Origin of the sequence: Stenotrophomonas sp. RG-453 (genome assembly GCF_033843685.1) — a bacterium.
GTDB lineage: Bacteria > Pseudomonadota > Gammaproteobacteria > Xanthomonadales > Xanthomonadaceae > Stenotrophomonas > Stenotrophomonas bentonitica_A.
Window position 1 is genome coordinate 331614 of the sequence record NZ_JAMYED010000006.1, and the last position, 13022, is coordinate 344635.

Annotated in this window: 14 protein-coding genes; 6 read left to right on the top strand and 8 right to left on the bottom strand. The window is 67.8% G+C overall.

Translation table 11 applies throughout. From position 1 onward, the window contains the following. Positions 1-18 precede the first annotated feature (18 nt). Genes NJD74_RS13905 through NJD74_RS13920 form a run of 4 tightly spaced genes read right to left on the bottom strand, consistent with a single transcriptional unit; the run spans position 19 to position 2074 of the window. Entirely contained in the window at positions 19-276 is a 258-nt protein-coding gene (locus NJD74_RS13905; protein ID WP_019185496.1) for an acyl carrier protein, read from the bottom strand. A gap of 20 nt (positions 277-296) precedes the next feature. Beyond that, positions 297-557, bottom strand: a complete 261-nt coding sequence (locus tag NJD74_RS13910) for a phosphopantetheine-binding protein (RefSeq protein ID WP_019185497.1) — start codon at positions 555-557, stop codon at positions 297-299. Next, positions 544-1347: a lysophospholipid acyltransferase family protein gene (locus NJD74_RS13915; protein WP_019185498.1), complete on the bottom strand. Its 804-nt coding sequence runs from the start codon at positions 1345-1347 to the stop codon at positions 544-546. The genes NJD74_RS13910 and NJD74_RS13915 overlap by 14 nt, the downstream gene beginning before the upstream one ends. Next, positions 1340-2074 (bottom strand): beta-ketoacyl synthase chain length factor, encoded by a 735-nt coding sequence (locus NJD74_RS13920; RefSeq protein ID WP_070426212.1) that lies wholly within the window; start codon positions 2072-2074, stop codon positions 1340-1342. The genes NJD74_RS13915 and NJD74_RS13920 overlap by 8 nt, the downstream gene beginning before the upstream one ends. 126 nt (positions 2075-2200) lie before the next feature. Here NJD74_RS13920 and NJD74_RS13925 point away from each other — a divergent pair, with 126 nt between their 5' ends. After that, complete coding sequence (locus tag NJD74_RS13925; protein WP_070470009.1) at positions 2201-3223, top strand: pteridine-dependent deoxygenase; 1023 nt, start codon at positions 2201-2203, stop codon at positions 3221-3223. A 192-nt stretch (positions 3224-3415) separates the two neighbouring features. On the opposite strand, the gene cydB is transcribed toward NJD74_RS13925, so the two are convergent. After that, positions 3416-4429 carry a cytochrome d ubiquinol oxidase subunit II gene (gene cydB, locus NJD74_RS13930; RefSeq protein WP_019185501.1) on the bottom strand — a complete coding sequence of 338 codons (1014 nt, stop codon included), beginning with the start codon at positions 4427-4429 and terminating at the stop codon, positions 3416-3418. A 1-nt stretch (position 4430) separates the two neighbouring features. Then, complete coding sequence (locus NJD74_RS13935; protein WP_070470011.1) at positions 4431-5828, bottom strand: cytochrome ubiquinol oxidase subunit I; 1398 nt, start codon at positions 5826-5828, stop codon at positions 4431-4433. A 319-nt stretch (positions 5829-6147) separates the two neighbouring features. On the opposite strand from NJD74_RS13935, the gene NJD74_RS13940 reads away from it, so the two are divergent. The 5 genes from NJD74_RS13940 (at position 6148) to hemF (ending at position 12214) form a co-directional block, all read left to right on the top strand. After that, entirely contained in the window at positions 6148-8514 is a 2367-nt protein-coding gene (locus NJD74_RS13940) for a S9 family peptidase (RefSeq protein WP_070470012.1), read from the top strand. 28 nt (positions 8515-8542) lie between these two features. Next, the gene (locus tag NJD74_RS13945; protein ID WP_083298665.1) at positions 8543-8962 is read left to right on the top strand and encodes an NUDIX domain-containing protein; all 420 of its coding nucleotides are present in this window, start codon (positions 8543-8545) and stop codon (positions 8960-8962) included. A 124-nt stretch (positions 8963-9086) separates the two neighbouring features. Beyond that, positions 9087-9593 (top strand): hypothetical protein, encoded by a 507-nt coding sequence (locus NJD74_RS13950; protein ID WP_070470016.1) that lies wholly within the window; start codon positions 9087-9089, stop codon positions 9591-9593. Positions 9594-9644: 51 nt separating this feature from the next. After that, the gene (locus tag NJD74_RS13955) at positions 9645-11276 is read left to right on the top strand and encodes a hypothetical protein (protein WP_319624375.1); all 1632 of its coding nucleotides are present in this window, start codon (positions 9645-9647) and stop codon (positions 11274-11276) included. A gap of 41 nt (positions 11277-11317) precedes the next feature. Then, entirely contained in the window at positions 11318-12214 is an 897-nt protein-coding gene (gene hemF, locus NJD74_RS13960) for an oxygen-dependent coproporphyrinogen oxidase (protein ID WP_070470021.1), read from the top strand. 87 nt (positions 12215-12301) lie between these two features. On the opposite strand, the gene NJD74_RS13965 is transcribed toward hemF, so the two are convergent. Together NJD74_RS13965 and NJD74_RS13970 are read right to left on the bottom strand one after the other, a co-directional pair. After that, complete coding sequence (locus NJD74_RS13965) at positions 12302-12778, bottom strand: YetF domain-containing protein (protein ID WP_319624376.1); 477 nt, start codon at positions 12776-12778, stop codon at positions 12302-12304. A 123-nt stretch (positions 12779-12901) separates the two neighbouring features. After that, a partial coding sequence (locus NJD74_RS13970; RefSeq protein WP_148105806.1) for a transposase occupies positions 12902-13022 on the bottom strand: 121 nt, incomplete at its 5' end.

The window sequence follows — 13022 nt, forward strand, 5'->3', positions numbered from 1 at the left end:
AGTCTTCAGCGATGGCCGTCAGGCGGCCGCTTGACCGGGCAACAGCCCGTGCACCACATCCACGATGTCCTGCACGGTACGCACCTGCTTGAAGGCTTCCGGTTGCAGATTGCGGCCGAGCAGCGGCTTGAGCTGCACGATCAGGTCGACCGCGTCGATGCTGTCGATGTCCAGGTCGTCGTACAGCCGCGCGGCAGGCGTGATGCGGCTCGGCTCGATCTCAAAGCTGTCCTTGAGGATCTTGACGATGCGCTCGAAAAGTTCGTTCTTGGTCATGGGTAAATCCTGACGCGCCGTTAGGACGGCTGGCGTGCGGCGACAAACTCGCTCAGGGCACGCACGCTGGAGAAATGGCGACGGGTCTCTTCCGAATCGGCTGACAGGCTGACACCGTACTTTTTCTGCAGGGCCAATCCAAGTTCCAGCGCGTCGATCGAATCCAGGCCCAGCCCCTCGACAAACAGGGGGGCGGCGGAATCGATGTCTTCGGGAGTGATGTCTTCCAGTGAAAGCGATGAAATGATCAATTCCTTGATCTCGTGCTCAAGTGCCTGCACGGGTCGGGTCTCCAGCGAAGTCGAAGTAATGGGCAAGATGATCGGTCACACGCCTGGCCGCCAAGGCATCCCCCCTGGGCGCATCGCCGGTCTCGTTCAGAAACGGGGCGATCGGGAGATCCTCCCCGACTTCCAGCTGAACGTGAAATCGCCGTGATGGCACACGATACCATTTCTGGCCCTTGGTCAGGGTCGGCGGGGTGCAGGTGATCCGCACCGGGGTGATGTCCAGCCGGCCCCGCACCGCGATGTTGGCCGCGCCACGCTGCAGGCGCAGCGGCTGCCCGGGCACGGTGCGGGTCCCTTCCGGGAAGATCACCAGGTTGCCGCCGGCCTGGACCGCGGCGATGCAGTCGTCCACCAGCCCGGCCCCATCATCATTGGAGACATAACCGGCGGCACGCACCGGGCCGCGCATGAACGGGTTGCGGGCCACGGCCTGCTTGACCACGCAGTCGGCATTGGGCAGCTGGGCGATCAGCAGCACCACATCGATCAGGGTCGGATGGTTGGCCAGGATCAGCAGGCCGTTGCGCTGCAGGCGCTCGCCCCCGCGGATCTCGTAGGTCATCAGCCCCAGCCGGCGCATCAGGCCGACGTGGGTGGCGAAACCGGCTTGGACCAGGCGCCGCGCCAGCACGCGCCGGCGGACCGGGTCGCGGACCAGCAACAGGGACAGGAACAGCATCCCGCCCAGGACCAGCCCGCCGATCCCGAAGGCGGCAAAGCTCAGCCCCGTGCCCAGCACCCGCCAAGCACGGTTGATCCGGGCCGGCCAGCGCTCAGCCATGGCGTTGCCAGCTCCAGTGCTGGCCGTCGGCCTCCAGGCCCAGCGAAGGCGACCCCGCCAGCAGGAAGCGCAGCGCTTCAAGGCCATGCGGCAGACCGTCGGAGGGACGATCCCCGCCGCCGGCACCCCAGCCCAGCGACAGTCGGGTGCCCGGGCCGCTGGCCGGCCCGAGCCGCCAGCACCACGCGAAGAAAGGGTCGGGCTCGTCGGCGAAGCCGGCATAGATCGGCGGCAGCGGCGATTCGTACACCACCAGCCGCACCTCCGGCGCACCATCGGCGAGCAGCCCGAAGGCCTCCACGCAGGCCGTTTCCACCGTGGCCCGGCCGGCCGCGAGGGCCAGATAGTTGCCCCGCTGGCCGCGGGCGATCGAGTACAGCGCGGCGATCGCGTTGTGCACCGACAGGCCGAAGCCGGTCGGCGACATCGGCTGGTCCGCACTCAGGGTGTTGAGCAGCTCCATCGAACGGGCCACGTCGCCGTGCCGCGAGGCGAACACCAGCGGCACCCGGCCACCGTCGTCGGGCTGCTCGCACCAGCAGGCGGTCTGGATCGCCATGCGTCCGAGCCGCTCGATGCGACGTCGCTGCATGGCGGGCACTTCGGACAACGCGGGGGTGTCCTCACCGGTGGGCAGCCAGGGGGCCTTCGCCCACGCCTGCCACTGCGCGTGGGTGGTGATGCCCGGCGCCCACGCCGCCCAATCGATTACAGAAAACTCAATCATTCCCGCCAACATGATGGATGGGTACCAGGAGAAGGCCGTCGACATCGCCTGGCACCGGTGGCGGCGCCGGGAAAGGAGCGCACGCTATCATGACACTCTCGGCACTGGCTGCATTCACATTCTGAAATGAGCAACACGATCGACAACGCAACGGCCCCGGCAGTCGCTTCCCCTTCCTCCGGACCCGCGTTGTTCCGTGTCGCGTACGTCCCGGCCACGCAGCGCGAGGCGGCACTGGCCGACCCGCGCACACTGGCCGTGTTCGGCTTCGGCCTTCCCCGCGCCACACTGGACGACCCGCGCTGGCTGCAGGTGCCGCTGGCCGAACAGGGCCCGGCGCAGATCGAGGTCTGGCGCAGCGGCACGCCGGTCGAACACGGGGTCACCGACGGGGTGCGCTGGTCGCACAACGACAGCCTGCTGTTCGGGGTGCTGGAGATCGAGGAGACCGACAGCGATATCGAATCGGCTGCGGCCGAGGCCTACGCGCGGATGAGCGCGTTCCTGTCGCGGTGCGGCTATCCGCACCTGCTGCGGACCTGGAACTATCTTGATGCCGTGACCGAGGGCGACGGTGACCAGGAACGTTATCGGCGCTTCTGCGTGGGACGCGTCCGTGGCCTGCGCGAGCTGGACGAGGCCGCGCTGCCGGCGGCGACCTGCATCGGCCGTTTCGATGGCGAGCGCCGTCTGCAGGTGTATTGGCTGGCCGCGCGTGAACCGGGCCAGCCGCTGGAGAATCCGCGCCAGGTGAGCGCGTTCCGGTATCCGCGCCAGTACGGGCCGCAGTCGCCCAGTTTTTCGCGTGCGCTGCTGCCGCCGCTGGCGACGGGCCTGCCGCTGCTGCAGTCGGGGACGGCGGCGATCGTGGGCCATGTGTCGCAGCACACGGGGGCGGTGGATGAGCAGTTGCGCGAGACGCTGACGAATCTGCAGAGCCTGGTGGATACGGCGCGCGGCCAGCGGCCGTCGTTGTCACCGGTACTGGGTTCGGGCTCGGTGCTCAAGGTGTATGTGCGCCGGGCGGAGGATATGGGCCCGGTGGCGGTGCAGATGGCGGCGCTGCCGACGGCACCGCCGTTCGTGGTGCTGCATGCGGAGGTATGCCGCGCGGAGCTGCTGGTGGAGATCGAGGGACTGCACGGCTGAGCCGAACGCCGTGATGTGCCGGTCGTGCCTGATCGGGGTCGGCGTGGGTGGCGTGCTGCCCGTAGAGCCGACCGTCGGTCGGCTGCTCTTCGCCATCGCTCGCACCCGTCGAGCCCCCATGGATGGGTTTACGTCGCGTCCGGGCAGGGTCTGACCGCCCTCGCCCACGCGCAGCAGGGAAGCGCCAGCCGCTTAGTGATACCCCACATCCGCCCGCACCTTGCCGCGGAACACCCGGTACGACCACGCCGTATAGCCCAGGATCACCGGCAGCAGGATCACCAGCCCGACCAGGCTGAAGCTCAGCGACGAGGCCGGCGCGGCCGCCTGCCACAACGTCATGCTGGGGGGCAGCAGGTACGGCCACATGCCCAGTACCAGGCCGATGAAGCCCAGCACGAACAGGCCCAGCGTCAACAGGAACGGCGGCAGATCGCGCTTGGGGTGCATCGCGCTGCGCCACAGCGCCGTGGCGACCGCCAAGGTCAGCAACGGCACCGGCGAGAGCCACCAGAAGTTGCCATCGCTGAACCAGCGCGCCATCAGGCGCGAATCCAGGAACGGCAGCCACGCGCTGACCAGGCCCATGAACACGATCACGGCGACCACCAGCGGGCGGGTCAAGGTGCGCGCGAAGGTCTGCTCGCGGCCCTCGGTCTTGAGGATCAGCCAGGTGCTGCCCAGCAGCGCGTAACCGAACACCACGGCAGCGCCGGTCAGCATCGAGAACGGGCTGAACCAGCTGAAGGCGCCGCCCACGTAACGGCCATCCACGACCTGAAGGCCCTGCACGAGCGCGCCAAGGATCACGCCCTGCGCGAACGCGGCCAGCAGCGAACCCAGGCCGAACGCCACGCTCCACAGCTTGCGCGAGCGGTGTGCCTTGAAGCGGAATTCGAAGGCCACGCCGCGGAACACCAGCGCCACCACCAGCAGCAGCACCGGCAGGTACAGCGCGGACAGCAGCGCGGCGTACGCCTTCGGGAAGGCCGCCATCAACCCGGCCCCGCCCAGCACCAGCCAGGTTTCGTTGCCGTCCCAGATCGGCGCGGCGGTGTTCATCATGATGTCGAGCTGTTCTTCATCCTCGGCCATCGGCGCCAGGATGCCGATGCCGAGCACGAAGCCATCCAGCACCACGTACATCAGCACGCCGAAGCCGATCACCGCGAACCATGCCACGGGCAACCAGGTGGTCATCTCCATCTCAGCGCTCCTCCAGCGGTTCATCGGCACCGGACAGCGGCCGCGCCGGGGTGTGGCTGCCGGCATCCAGCTTCGGTGCCGGCTCATGCGGCTTGGGACCGGTGCGGATGATCTTCACCAGGTACCAGATGCCCCAGCCGAACACGAACGCATAGCCCACGATGTACACACCGAGCGACAACGCCGTCATCCACGCACTCTGCGGGCCGACTGCATCGGCCGTGCGCAGCACGCCATAGACCACCCACGGTTGCCGGCCCATCTCGGTCACGAACCAGCCGGAGATCAGCGCGATGAAGCCGCTGGGCAGCATCCAGTTCCAGCCGCGGATCAACCAGCGCGACTGCAACAGTTTGCCGCGCCACCACTGGAACGCCGAGACCCAGGCCAGCAGCAGCATCAACGTGCCCAGCCCGACCATCACCCGGAACGCGAAGAACACCGGCACCACCGGCGGCCGATCGCTGGCAGGCACCGAGGTCAGCGGATCGAAGGTGCCGTCCAGCGAATGGGTGAGGATCAGGCTGCCCAGGCGCGGAATCGCGATCTCGTAGTCATTGCGCTCGGCCTTCTCGTTGGGCACGGCGAACACCACCAGCGGCACGCCCTTGCCCTCGCCTTCGGAATGCCAGTGCGCTTCCACCGCCGCGATCTTCATCGGCTGGTGCTTCAACGTGTTCAGGCCATGCATGTCGCCGACGAAGATCTGTACCGGCACCGTCAGCGCGGCGAAGCCCACCGCGGCCAGCAGCATCTTGCGACCGGCCTCGCGGTGCACGTCCTTGCGCAGGTACCACGCCCCCACGCCGCCGATCACGAAGCAGGTGGTGATGAACGAGCCCAGCGCCATGTGCGCCAAGCGGTAGGGGAAGGACGGATTGAACACCACTTGCCACCAGTTCTGCGGGTGCACGATGCCGTCGATGATGTCGTAGCCGGCCGGCGTCTGCAGCCAACTGTTGGAGGACAGGATCCAGAACGTGGAGACCAGCGTGCCCAGCGCCACCATGCAGGTGGAGAAGAAATGCAGCCGCGGCGAGACCTTGCCCCAGCCGAACATCATCACGCCCAGGAAGCTGGCCTCCAGGAAGAACGCGGTGAGCACTTCATAGGTGAGCAGCGGCCCGATCACGGTACCGGCGACCTCGCTCAGCCGCGGCCAGTTGGTCCCGAACTGGAAGGCCATGACGATGCCGCTGACCACGCCCATGCCGAAGGACACGGCGAAGATCTTCTGCCAGAAGAAATACAGCTCGCGCCAGACCGGATTGCCGGTGCGCAGCCAGCGCGATTCGACAAAGGCCAGCCAGCTGGCCGTGCCGATCGTGAAGGCCGGGAACAGCACGTGGAAACTGATGACGAACCCGAACTGGATCCGGGACAACAACAACGCGTCCAAGAGACGCCTCCGACTGGCTTCTGGAATCCGCACCAGTCTGGGCCTGTATCCGTGAAAGGCACATGCGACCCGGTGACGCGCTGCTTCACTTTGTCGCAGGTGGGTCGGGCGCTGGGCCCCCATACCCTTGGAGGCGAAATAAAGGGGGAGGGGGCGGCCGCAGGCCGACGCCGGAGGACATTCGCCGGAACGGGTATGGGGGCCCAGCGCCCGACCCACCGGCCGTCGCTCATGAGCGCACGCCCATGACCTGTGGCCCCTTCCCGCGGCCCTTGCGGCTGCTACGCTTGGCGGGTTTTCCTCATTGGTGCCGCCCGCAATGCCCAGAACGCTGCCTTTGTCCCTGCTGCTGCTCGCCGCCCTTGGCGGCGCTGCCCATGCGGCGCCGACGCCGATCACCATCGAGCAGGCCATGGCCGACCCGGACTGGATCGGCCCCCCGGTCGAAAGCGCGTGGTGGTCCTGGAACAGCCAGCAGGTCGAGTACCAGCTCAAGCGCACCGGCAGCCCGGTGCGCGATACCTTCCGCCAGCCGGTCGCCGGTGGCGTGGCTGCGCAGGTCGGCGATGACCAGCGTGGCACCCTGGATGTGGACAGCCCGGTCTACGACAGCGCGCGCCAGCGCTCGGCGTTCGTGCGCAATGGCGATGTGTTCGTGCGTGACCTGCGCAGTGGCGCGCTGACCCAGCTGACCCGCAGCACGGAAAAGTCCGGCGCGGTCAATTTCGCCCGCGATGGCGGCGTGATCTGGCGTACCGGCCAGAACTGGTTCCATTGGACCGCCGCCGCCGGCGTGCAGCAGGTGGCCAGCCTGAAGGCCGAGAAGAACCCGGACGATGCGCCCAAGGCCGACACCCTGCGTGAGCAGCAGCTGCGCACCCTGGCCACGCTGCGCAACGACCGCGCCCAGCGCGAGGCGCTCAAGGCGCAGGAAGCCAGCTGGCGCCGTGCCGACGGCACCCGTGCACCGGGCCCGGTGTATCTGGGCGCCGACGTGGAGATCGTCGACAGCGTGCTCTCGCCCGATGCGCGCACCCTGATCGTGGTCACCAAGCCGAAGAGCTTCGATGAAGGCCGCGGCGGCAAGATGCCCAAATACGTGACCGAATCGGGTTACGAAGAATTCGAAGAGACCCGCACCCGCGTGGGCCGCAACGACCCGGAGCCGAACGCGCTGTGGCTGGTCGATGCCGTCGCCGGCACGGTCAAGCCGCTGTCGCTGGACGGCCTGCCGGGCATCGGCACCGACCCGCTGGCCGCGCTGCGCAAGGCCGCCGGCAAGGACGCCCTGAAGGGCAACCGCCCGGTGGAAGTACTCGGTGGCCCCGGCGCGCCCGGCATCCGCTGGAGCGCCGATGGCCAGCAGGCCGCGATCATGCTGCGCGCCAACGACAACAAGGACCGCTGGATCGCCAGCGTGACCCCGGCCAGCGCCAAGCTGGAGACGCGTCATCGCCTGACCGACAGCGCCTGGATCAACTGGAGCTTCAACGATTTCGGCTGGTCCAACGACAACCGCACGCTGTGGCTGCTGTCCGAAGAATCCGGCTATTCGCACCTGTATACCCAGCAGGGCACGGCCAAGCCTCAGGCACTGACCGGCGGCAAGTGGGAAAGCTCGATGCCGGTGCCCAGCGCCGACGGCCGCGGCTTCTACTTCCTGTGCAACCAGCAGTCGCCGGGCGACTACGAAGTGTGCGCGGTCGACACCGCCAGCAAGCAGGTGCGTGAGCTGACCTCGCTCAACGGCGTGGAAGACTTCTCGCTGTCCCCGGATGGCCAGCAGCTGCTGGTGCGTTACTCCGGCGCCTACCTGCCGACCCAGCTGGCCGTGGTGCCCGCTGCCGGTGGCCAGGCCAAGGTGCTGACCGACACCCGCACGGCCGAGTTCAAGGCGCGCGAGTGGATCCAGCCCAAGCTGGTACAGGTGCCGTCCAAGCACGGCGCGGGCGTGGTCTGGGCCAAGTACTACGGACCGGAGACCTTCGAGCCGGGCAAGCAGTACCCGATCGCCATGTTCGTGCACGGCGCCGGCTATCTGCAGAACGTGCACCAGCAGTACCCGGCCTACTTCCGTGAGCAGATGTTCCACAACCTGCTGGTGCAGAAGGGCTACGTGGTGCTGGACATGGATTACCGCGGCAGCGCCGGCTACGGCCGCGACTGGCGCACGGCGATCTACCGCAACATGGGCCACCCGGAACTGGAAGACTACAAGGACGGTCTGGACTGGCTGGTGGCCACCAAGCAGGGCGACCGCGACCACGCCGGCATCTACGGCGGCTCCTACGGCGGCTTCATGACCTTCATGGCGCTGTTCCGCTCGCCGGGCACGTTCAAGGCCGGTGCCGCGCTGCGCCCGGTGGTCGACTGGCACCAGTACAACCACGGCTACACCGCCAACATCCTCAATACCCCGGACATCGACCCGGAGGCGTACCGCAAATCGTCGCCGATCGAGTACGCCGACGGGCTGCAGGACCACCTGCTGATCGCGCACGGGATGATGGATGACAACGTGTTCTTCCAGGATTCGGTCAACCTCACCCAGAAGCTGATCGAACTGCACAAGGACAACTGGTCGATCGCGCCGTACCCGCTGGAACGCCACGGCTATGTGCGTGCCGATTCCTGGCTGGACCAGTACAAGCGCATCCTCAAGCTGTTCGAAGAGAACCTGAAGTAATCCAGCGATGACGTCGGTGCCCACTGACGTGCAGCACGCCGCGGCGACGATCGATATCGTCGCCGCGGTCGTTTTCGATCCCGACGGCCGCGTACTAGTGGTGCGCAAGCACGGCTCGGACACCTTCATCCAGCCCGGCGGCAAACCCGAGCCCGGCGAAGCACCCTTGGCCGCGCTGGCGCGCGAGCTGGAAGAAGAACTCGGGGTCACGGTGGACCTTGCCAGGGCCGTGCTGTTGGGCCGGTTCGAGGCCTGGGCGGTGCACGAAGCCGGGCACCGCGTACGGGCCCACGCCTATCTGGTGACGGTGACCGGTTCGCCCCGCGCACAGGCGGAAATCGCCGAACTGGCCTGGGTGCCGCTGCGCCCGCCGCATGGCGTTTGCTTGGCACCGCTGAGCGCAGACCATATCCTGCCCGCGGCCGCGAACGCGGTGGCTGGGACCTAGACGTCTGCGGCCTGCCCAACCAGGACACCGGATGTCAGCCCCGCTTCCCCCGCAATTGCCTTCCTGCACGCCCCGCCCCAGCAGGGAGGGTGCGCCTGCGTTTCTCGCCCCCCTGCTCAAGTCCGTGCTGCTGGTCTGCCTGGTCACGGCCGCGATGTGGGGGGTACTGGCCCTGATTGCGATCCCCCTGTCAGGCTCGGAGGCGCTACAGGCGCTGCTGGCCGATGAGGACCTGCACTGGCTGCCTGGCTCGCTGCGCTGGCTGCTCACCCACCCGGTGCTGGCCAACGTGCTGCTGTGCGTGTCGAGCCTCTTGGGCGTTGCCGCATGCTGGGGCATGCTGCGTCGCTGGCGCTGGGCATGGGCACTGTTCATCGTGCTGCTGGCGGTCACCGCCGTGCTCAACGTGGTCGCCGCGTGGCTGCTGGACGATGCGTTCCGCCACCTGCTGGCGCAGATACCCGATGACACCCTGTCGATCGAACTGCTCAAGTTGCGCAGTGAGCTGCGCGTACAGCGCGTGATCTGCAGCGGCCTCGCCGGCATCACCGCGCTGGCCTTCGCGGTACTGCAGGGCTGGCTGATCGTGCGCCTGTGCGCGGCTGATGTACGTGCGTTGTTCCGCCGCTGACCTGTTTCCCGCAGCGCCACGGTGCGCTGCACGACCTGCAAGGATGATCGTGTGACTGTTTCCCTCCCCCTTCTGCGCCGCCACGGCTGGCGCGCGACCCTGTTCACCCTGCTCACGGCGGTCAGCCTGCCGGCAGCGGCCCAGGCCATGGTTTGTGGCACGTTCGTGGCCAAGGACAGCGGCACCACATTGACCCTGCACAGTGCGAACGAGGGTGTGCGGCAGATTCCCGGCCAGGCGCCCGAGCCTTACCTCCTCAGCCGCCTCGGCGACGAGCTGAAGCTGGCCGACCTGGACAACGGCGGCGTCAGCTCGCTGAACGTGCAGGAGGGCGGTCGCCTGCTCAGTGACCGCTTCAACGACTACCGCTTGCAGAAGGCAGCCACCTGCCGCCGCGCGACGATGTTCCCGGCGGCATCGTGCCGGGCCGAGATCGGCACCTGCCTGAGCGACACGCTCTTCGCCAGCAACGACCGCCTGCGTCAATGGTGTCGGGAGGACGTGCCGGCTGCCTGCAAGCGTCTGCTGGCCAATTTCCAGTCCGAAGCGCGCGAGGCCAGGACGCTGGCGGCGACCCGGGACGATGCGCCGGAGCTGCCCGAGCCGGAGGTCTGCAAACCTGCGTCCGCGCAGTACGACCAGGCTGCCTGTCTGGAGGCCGCGCGCGACGCGATGGGGCAAGCGCTGGCCAAGGCGCTGCTTGGCGGGCTCAGCGCAGCCAAGGCGTCACCGCTGCCGGCCATACAGCTCGATGAGATCACCACCCTGTGCCGGGCACAGACCGGCGGCACGTTCTGCGCCAACGCTGCCGAGGCGTTGTGGGATGCCGGTCGCCTGATCCCGGCCCGCGATGCACTGCAGCGGGCGTGCGCCCTGGGCAAGGACCCGCGCGCCTGTGAGCGTGCGGCGCCGCTGGCCACGCTGGAGGCCAAGGCACTGACCCCGGTGGCAGCCACCGCCCTGCCCTGCGGCAGCTATGTCGCCAGTCAGGGCCTGATGGACCATCTGCCGTTCGGCGATGGCGGCATGCTCGACAGCGGCTTCGGCGGCAAGCTGCGCGCGCGGCTGGTCGATGGCGACATCCGTGTGCGCCATGACCAGGGCGACGACTTCGTGTTCAAGCGCCTGGCCAACGGCAACCTGATCGGCATGGACAGCTGGAACCGCTTCAGCTATTACGAGCGCACCGGCGAGGCGCAGCAGTGCAGCGCGCCGGTGGTCTTCGTCGAAACCCCGCTGCCGCAGGATTGCCCGACGCTGGCCCGCGAAGGCGGTGCCCAGGCGTGCTGCGCGGCCGGCAAGCTGCAGGGCTGCAATGCCGCCGGTCACCAGCTGGCGCTGCGCAACCGCTGGGCCGAGGCGGCGCCGTTCTATCTCAAGCTCTGCGCCGCCGGGGTACGCGAGGGCTGCGAGAACCTGGCCAGCGTCTACGAACACACCGGTGACGAGGCGCTGCCCGAGCAGATGGCCTCGATCTGCGCCAAGGATGGAAACGGCACGCACGTGGCCTGCGATGTGCACGCGACCCGCAACTGGGGCCTGATGCAGGTCAGCGCCGGGCTGGAGCAGATCGCCGAGCGCATGGCCGCCGAGGCCGAGGCGGACGACGATGCCGATGCGCCGGCCCAGGCCCCTGCCGCGACAAAGGACAGCAGCAACCGCAACCGCAAGAGCGGCCACTGAGCACACGCAGGCCGTGCACCGGCCTGCGGTAAAGTAGCGCCATGAACGACTTCGACCGCGTCCGCGCGTATCTGACCGACCTGCAGGACCGCATCTGTGCGGCGATCGAAACCGCCGACGGCCAGGCCCGCTTTGCCGAAGATCTCTGGCAGCGTGCGGAGGGTGGCGGTGGCCGTACCCGCATCCTGCGCGATGGCGCCGTGTTCGAGCAGGCCGGGATCGGGTTCTCCGATGTGGCCGGTACCCGCCTGCCGCCATCGGCCTCGGCGAACCGGCCGGAGCTGGCCGGCGCGTCATGGCGCGCGACCGGCGTCTCGCTGGTGTTCCATCCGGCCAATCCCTATCTGCCGACCACGCACGCCAACGTGCGCTACTTCCGCGCCGAGCGCGATGGCGTGGCGGTGGCGTCCTGGTTCGGCGGGGGCTTCGACCTCACCCCGTTCTACCCGATCGACGAAGACGTGCGGCACTGGCACCAGGTTGCGCACGATCTGTGCGCGCCCTTCGGCGAAGAGCGCTATGCGGCGCACAAGCGCTGGTGCGATGAGTATTTCTTCCTGCGCCACCGCAACGAGACGCGGGGCGTAGGCGGATTGTTCTTCGACGACCTGCATGGCGACTTCGAGCGCGATTTTGCGTATCTGCGCGCGGTCGGCGATGGCTTCATGGACGCCTATCTGCCGCTGGTCGAGCGCCGCAAGGACACGCCGTATGGCGAGCGCGAGCGCGAGTTCCAGCTGTACCGGCGCGGCCGCTATGTCGAGTTCAACCTGGTCTACGACCGCGGCACCCTGTTCGGGCTGCAGAGCGGTGGGCGCAGCGAGAGCATCCTGATGAGCCTGCCCCCGCGCGTGCGCTGGGAATACGGTTTCCAACCTGAAACCGGCAGCGACGAAGCCCGCCTGGCCGACTACCTGGTTCCGCGCGACTGGGTGTAACCCAGCGCGCCACCGCATGGGCCGGCATGGATTTCGCATGCGGTGCATGGGTGGCACCCGTCGGGTAGAGCCACCCCATGGGTGGCTCTACGCCTTCTTCGGCACGATGGTGATGTGCCCGTTGATCTCCAGCACCGCCAGGGCGACATCGTCGATGGACAGGCAGCCCTGCTGACGCATCGCTGCGTCCAGATCGGCCGGGGTCACGAGCTCGCGCTTGAGCACGGAATCGAGCACCTTGCCATCACGGGCGATCAGGATCGGCTCGCCTTCGACCAGCGTTTCCACGCGCTGACTGCGCGTGCTGAGCCAGCCCACGCCGTAGTTGATCGAGATCAGGGTCGCCGCCAGCAGCAGGCCGCCGCCCAGGGAGGTATCCTGGCCCAGCAGGGCGTTCTGCACCGCGTTGCCGAGCAGCACGATCAGCAAGACATCGAACGGGGTGATCTGGCCCAGCGCGCGCTTGCCGGAGAGCCGGACCATGCCCAGTACCACCGCGTACACCACCACCGCGCGCAGGATGAATTCCCACCACGGCATGGCCAATGCAAACAGGTCGCTCATGCGGTTCTCCCCGGGTCCAGCCCACAGCATGGGCCGCGCGCAGGGCAAACGGCAATCGGCAGCGCGGGGTCTCTCGTGCGGCGGGCCGCGCGGGGTTTTCGGCCCCACAAATAAAAAGGTTCTTCACCCAACTCCGGGGAAGGCCGCCCGGATCTTCAGGAAGAAATACGCGTCATCTCGGTATCCGTAGGCAACGCGCTTGATGACCTTGATCTTGTTGTTGATGCCTTCCACCAGGTTCGTC

Bases quoted from the DNA above. Each gene is read 5' to 3' on its own strand.
- NJD74_RS13905 (WP_019185496.1), bottom strand. From the start codon at position 276: ATGACCAAGAACGAACTTTTCGAGCGCATCGTCAAGATCCTCAAGGAC.
- NJD74_RS13915 (WP_019185498.1), bottom strand. From the start codon at position 1,347: ATGGCTGAGCGCTGGCCGGCCCGGATCAACCGTGCTTGGCGGGTGCTG.
- NJD74_RS13925 (WP_070470009.1), top strand. From the start codon at position 2,201: ATGAGCAACACGATCGACAACGCAACGGCCCCGGCAGTCGCTTCCCCT.
- NJD74_RS13940 (WP_070470012.1), top strand. From the start codon at position 6,148: ATGCCCAGAACGCTGCCTTTGTCCCTGCTGCTGCTCGCCGCCCTTGGC.
- NJD74_RS13965 (WP_319624376.1), bottom strand. From the start codon at position 12,778: ATGAGCGACCTGTTTGCATTGGCCATGCCGTGGTGGGAATTCATCCTG.
- hemF (WP_070470021.1), top strand. From the start codon at position 11,318: ATGAACGACTTCGACCGCGTCCGCGCGTATCTGACCGACCTGCAGGAC.
- NJD74_RS13920 (WP_070426212.1), bottom strand. From the start codon at position 2,074: ATGATTGAGTTTTCTGTAATCGATTGGGCGGCGTGGGCGCCGGGCATC.
- cydB (WP_019185501.1), bottom strand. From the start codon at position 4,429: ATGGAGATGACCACCTGGTTGCCCGTGGCATGGTTCGCGGTGATCGGC.